A 5448-nucleotide genomic window follows, 5' to 3' on the forward strand; every position below is an offset into this window, starting at 1 on the left:
GATGTGGGCAAAAGCGAACAGCGAGAATTGGCAAGTCGCATGGCCGTGTCAGTAGTCACCTGCACGAAGTTTCGGCGCAGTTTGAGTTGCATCATGGTATCATGTAACCACGCATGAAACCAATGGAGGGCATCGTGCCATCAATCCGCGAATCGACGGGCAAGGTAGCGCGTCACCGCGAGCGGATGCGTGCTGCAGGGCTGCGTCCTGTCCAGTTCTGGGTGCCGGACACCCGCTCGCCTGAGTTCGTGGAACGGGTGCAGCAGCAGTGCCAAAACCTCAAGGGCGACCCGGCAGAAGCCGACGTTTTGCGTTTCACCGAAGAGGCGGCAACCCACGTTGAGGGTTGGGCATGACGCAACGAGGCGATTTGGTCACGGTTTCTCTGCAGGGCGACTATGGCAAACCGCGACCAGCCTTGGTCGTTCAGTCGGACCTTTTGATGGATTTGGAAAGCGTTGTGCTCTGCCCGGTCACAAGCGATCTGCGCAATGCTGCCTTTCGCGTGACCGTGGAGCCGAATCCCGCCAATGGGTTGCGCACGCTTTCGCAAGTCATGGTGGACAAACTTTCAACGCTACCGCGTACAAAAATCAGCGAACCATTTGGCCGTCTCGATGAAGAGAGGATGAAGACGGTGGATCGGGCATTATTGCTGGTCGTCGGCGTGATCTGAGCCGCCGATGAAATGGCGGTAGGTGTCACTACCCCTCCAACTGGAGCGGTCTGAACCGATTGGACAGATATCGCGAGAAATTTTTCTTTCTGGTTTCACCTGTTTCATGAGATAGTTTCCTCATGCGCGATTTGCTGATTACCCTGATTGTTCTGTGGATACTGTTCAAAGCAGTGAAGCACCCTGCCATTGGCATTCTGGGGTGGGTCTGGATCAGTGTCATGAACCCCCACCGTTTGGCCTGGGGCTTCGCCTATGACTTTCCCTTTGCCATGATGATGGCGGCGGTTACCTTGCTGAGTTTGGTGATCACCAAGGATAAACGGCAGTTTCCCGTCACCTCGGCCACAGTATCCCTGATCCTGTTCATTTTCTGGATGAACATCACCTGCCTGTTCGCCATCAACTTCGACCAGATCTATCCTTTGTGGAGCAGGGTCATGAAGATTTTATTCATGACCCTGGTGGCCATGACGGTGTTGAACACCAAACAGCATATTCGCTGGCTGGTCTGGACTCTGGTGGTTTCCCTGGGGTATTACGGGGTCAAAGGCGGGGCGTTTACCCTGGCTACAGGGGGGGGCTATACGGTTTGGGGGCCATCAGGGTCGTACATCGAGGAAAACAATTCCTTGGCGTTGGCAACGATCATGCTGATTCCCCTGCTGCGTTACCTGCAGCTCACGGAGGAAAATGCCTGGATACGGCGGGGCCTGGTCCTGGCCATGGGGCTCTGTGCGGTCTCTGCCATCGGCTCTTATTCCCGTGGGGCGTTCCTTGCAATCGTTTCGATGAGTGTGTTTCTGTGGGCCAAAAGTCCGCGCAAACTGCCCTTGGCACTGCTCATGATCATCCTGATCCCCTTCGTGGTGACGTTCATGCCCCAGAAGTGGGAAGACCGCATGCATACCATTCAAACCTATCAACAGGATTCCTCTGCCCTCGGGCGTCTCAATGCCTGGGGCATGGCCTGGAATCTGGCGCTGGATCGACCTCTGGTGGGGGGCGGGTTTGAAATCTATGACAAGGAAGTCTTTGCCCGTTATGCGCCAGATCCGAAAAATGTGCATGCAGCCCACAGTATCTATTTTCAGGTCCTTGGGGAACATGGTTTCGTGGGGCTGTTCCTGTTCATGGCGATCGGTTTTTTTACCTGGCGCAGTGGCAGTTGGATCATCCGGGAAACCCGGGGGAAACCCGACCTGCTCTGGGCCAATACCCTGGCCAAGATGCTTCAGGTCAGCCAGATCGCCTACGCCACGGGAGGGGCATTCCTGAGTCTGGCCTACTTCGATCTGCCCTACTATGTCGTGGTTCTGATGGAGGTGACCAAACTGTACCTCAAGAATCAGCAGGAAGCGCAATCACGGGTCGTGTCTTCCCAAAGACCCGGTCCCCGGGTGATTCGTCCGGCGGAATTGTCTGTGATCCAGCGCGAGGGGTGATCCCTTGGTTGGAATTCCCCCTACTCAGAAGCCGCATGAATATTCAAGGCGATGTCAACTTCATCCATAAGCAAATTAACCCCATCGCTACTGATAATGTCTTCCTTGACATTCAGGGCTTTTGCCGATCCAGATCCAAACTTTCTTTCCTTGACTCTCCCTGAGTCCAACACAAACGACGGTTGGTTTGCCAACGTCGATAAGACCCAGGAGGAACAGCCCCATTGGATGACACCGCTAGTGACGGTGAGTCCGCGCCTGAAAGAACAATATCGCTATGACGAGATCGTACAGAATAAGGCAGGAGGAACCACACTGACTAACAACGGGGGCGGAAAGGGGTTGGAATTTATTACTTCCGAAAATGTTGCAGTCACCATCGGCCAACCTGGCTATATGAGCAACCAGACCCCTAAAACCACAACATCCGGATGGGCAGATGAATCGTTTCTCATGAAATACCGATTCTTGTCTGCCAACGAAGAACATGGCAACTACATCGTCACCGGATTCATGGGTGTCAGTCTCCCAACAGGGAGTCCCGTATTCACCCAGAACCATACCGTTACCACGCCAACCCTGGCGGTTGGAAAAGGTTGGGGAACCCGGGATCAGGGAGTGAATATACAAAGTACCTATGGCAAAAGTTTCTCTTCCGGGAACCAGAATATCCTTGGCGACCCCACCGTCTGGAATACCTCGTTTCAGGGGCATTTTTCTAACTATTTCTGGCCGGAAATCGAAACCAGTTTAACCCGTTGGGAAGGCGGAATCTTCTCCGGGAAAGATCAGTTGATCGTCACTTACGGGATCATCTTTGGCCGAATTCCCCTCGAAGGAAGAACCAGACTCACATTGGGTGTGGGGTATCAGACGGCCAACATGAGCGAATTCAGCACGTTTGGAAGTGGATGGGTCACTTCGACCCGGTTGGCATTCTGATTCGGCTCTGGACTGCAATGCGAAGACACGAGTAATTTGTCGTCCCTGAAAAATCCCTTTTTGTGTTTTTGGGATAAAACTGGTCATTTCCATAGCCCTGATACCGTGTCAGGCCACCTGTGGCGCCATGAATCCTGGAGCATCCTTCAAATACAATGCGTTACGCAAAAAAGTGTCGAACTCGGGGGGGCAATTGGCCTTGGTTGATTCTCACGATAAATTTCGTGAGAATAAATTTACTGTGATTTTTAGCCTGTCACGAATTTTGCCAAGGGATTTTGCAACAATGATTGTTAGCAACATCGATACAGCATATCCGATGAATTCGTACTGTTTGATTTTTATGAAAAGATAGGTGTGTATCAAATAAATTTCCAGGATACATCCCGACAATGTTGAAGAAACGAGAGAAAGGATATCTGGCAGCCTTTGCACGAGAAAAATATTGCAAAGTGCGACGGCCGAAACAAGTATGAGGTAGTAGTTGAGGGAATTTATTCCCCATAACTTGTTGAGCGCCAGCATCATCGTTGCGCTTGAAATCAGAATACCAGATCCCCAGATAAAAGGCAGTCTTGCTTTAATCGTCGCAATGTAGGCTCCGAATAAAAACCCGAATAAGGTCATCCAGAGTTCATAACCTACAAGTACAGTGAAGTTGAGATAAGTCGTGATGCCCAGCATGAGCATAATGAAAAGGAACGCTCGCCTGGGATTTCTGTTGATTCGTTCGATTGCTGGATACGTGATATAGAACAGCCACAATGCCGCAAGGAACCACAACCCGTTTCCAAACGGACTGTGGTTGTGAAAACCGAGCCAGGGAAGGATGGCATTGAGGCCAACTATTCCCAACAGCGTATCGTATGAAAATATCCCGCTTTTTGCCTGGATCAGGAACAGCAGCAGCAAGAAACAGTTTGTGACTGCCAAACTGTAGCCGAGTCGAGTCAGTTTCGCCTTCCAGAATTTACTTTTGGAAAAATTTCCGTAGTACTTGGAAGCCGAAAAATAGCCCGAGGAAAATGCAAAAACGAACAGGGCGACAGTGGTGGGTATCCATAACAACGTGCCGGTGAAATAGTGCGCTGTAGCCACCATCAGAATGGACAACACCTTTGCGGCAGAAAAATTATAACTAATATCGCTGGATTTCTGATCATTGGACATACGCCGCTCCCCCTCCTTGTTCATGGTTTCTGCAAGGAAGCGACTAGATTTGTCACATAGGCCTTCATGCAATATTTGGATTTGTACATCGCATTTGCATGGGCACCGAGTTTCTCCCTGAGATCCTGATCACCGAGCAGTCGTTGTATGGCTTCCCGTAACTCGAAGACATCTCCCCGCTCCACCAGAAGTGACTCGACGCCTTCGGTGACATATTCCTTGACGGTAGGGGTGCGGGTGATGATGGTGGGTTTGGAGAAGGCCATGGCTTGGATCAGCACCATTTGCCCCGCTGAAATATCGTTGACGTTAAGAGGAATAACCACGAAAAGTGCGTTTTGAAGTTCTTGTACATATGCCTTGTCGTAGCAGTTGCGCAATAACAGGACATTGGTGGGAACTTCCAGTCCGGTGAGAGCGGATTCGCTATCGCACACCACATGCAGCGCAATTGGGAGGGAGGCGACGGCTTTGAACAAAGTGTCGTAATCCCGTCCGGAACGGCCGGCAGCGAGGATGTAGCCCCCGGAGTCGGGGAAGTTCCTTTTTTCGGGAGTGTGCTGCTCTGCGGAATTATCCTCGCCAACGGAAATATGAAGACCGTAGGGGATATATTCAAATCGGGTATGTGAGGACTTGAAAATTTCTTTATAGCGTTCAACCTCCAGGGACGAATGGCAGATGGCCTGGTCGGCGATGGAAAATACGAACCGGAAGTAAAGTCCCCGCAACCAGTTGACGAGGGGCTTGGGTCGACGAGTGAATATAAAACCGAGCAATACGATATTCGGACGTTTCCGGAAGAGCAGTGCGCGGAAAAATCCGAATACGATGACTTCGATGTGCGACCCCACAACCACGGTATCGGGGTAGGGCTTGCTCAAAAGCAATGAACGAATTGCCGATGAAACGGCGAATTTTATGACCTTGGGCCAACCCAGCAGCAACAACCAGATCCTTGAGTGGTATCTCAGAATGACTTCCCCAGGAAAAAGGCAATGGGGAACCTCCAATGCAGCCAGTTCTTTTGCAAAGGGAGAGTTTCTTGCCTCTTTCGAGAAGGTCGGGAAAAAATGGATCATTCGATTAAATCTCCGGTCACGACCATCGTTTGTTTCTTCCAGAGTTCTTGAGGAAGCAGGCAAGGAAGGAGAAACCCGGATTACAGTCCTTACTCATTTTTCCAGACGCCTGCTTTTTGCAACTTCTGGCGCA

General features: G+C 51.1%; 7 protein-coding genes. 5 read left to right on the forward strand and 2 right to left on the reverse strand.

The window, feature by feature from the left end:
- The first annotated feature begins 113 nt into the window (after positions 1-113).
- The 4 genes from M6F29_RS11085 to M6F29_RS11100 all read left to right on the forward strand — a co-directional run bounded on the left by M6F29_RS11085 (position 114) and on the right by M6F29_RS11100 (position 3063).
- Positions 114-356, forward strand: coding sequence for an antitoxin MazE family protein (locus tag M6F29_RS11085; RefSeq protein WP_298159806.1), 243 nt, complete (start codon positions 114-116; stop codon positions 354-356).
- Positions 353-676, forward strand: coding sequence for a type II toxin-antitoxin system PemK/MazF family toxin (locus M6F29_RS11090; RefSeq protein ID WP_297455325.1), 324 nt, complete (start codon positions 353-355; stop codon positions 674-676). Before M6F29_RS11085 ends, M6F29_RS11090 begins: the two co-directional genes overlap by 4 nt.
- Before the next feature lie 122 nt (positions 677-798).
- A complete protein-coding gene (locus M6F29_RS11095; RefSeq protein ID WP_298159810.1) occupies positions 799-2121 on the forward strand; it encodes a putative O-glycosylation ligase, exosortase A system-associated in 1323 nt (440 codons plus the stop codon).
- 228 nt (positions 2122-2349) lie between these two features.
- Entirely contained in the window at positions 2350-3063 is a 714-nt protein-coding gene (locus M6F29_RS11100) for a hypothetical protein (protein WP_298159813.1), read from the forward strand.
- A gap of 210 nt (positions 3064-3273) precedes the next feature.
- Here M6F29_RS11100 and M6F29_RS11105 read toward each other — a convergent pair whose 3' ends face one another.
- Complete coding sequence (locus M6F29_RS11105; protein WP_298159815.1) at positions 3274-4257, reverse strand: acyltransferase family protein; 984 nt, start codon at positions 4255-4257, stop codon at positions 3274-3276.
- The gene (locus tag M6F29_RS11110) at positions 4254-5117 is read right to left on the reverse strand and encodes a glycosyltransferase family 4 protein (RefSeq protein WP_298159818.1); all 864 of its coding nucleotides are present in this window, start codon (positions 5115-5117) and stop codon (positions 4254-4256) included. Before M6F29_RS11110 ends, M6F29_RS11105 begins: the two co-directional genes overlap by 4 nt.
- Here M6F29_RS11110 and M6F29_RS11115 point away from each other — a divergent pair.
- On the forward strand, positions 5110-5448 hold a 339-nt coding region (locus M6F29_RS11115; protein WP_298159821.1), incomplete at its 3' end, for a hypothetical protein. The two genes, M6F29_RS11110 and M6F29_RS11115, sit on opposite strands and share 8 nt — an antisense overlap.

The organism is Ferrovum sp., assembly GCF_027317285.1.
GTDB lineage: Bacteria > Pseudomonadota > Gammaproteobacteria > Burkholderiales > Ferrovaceae > Ferrovum.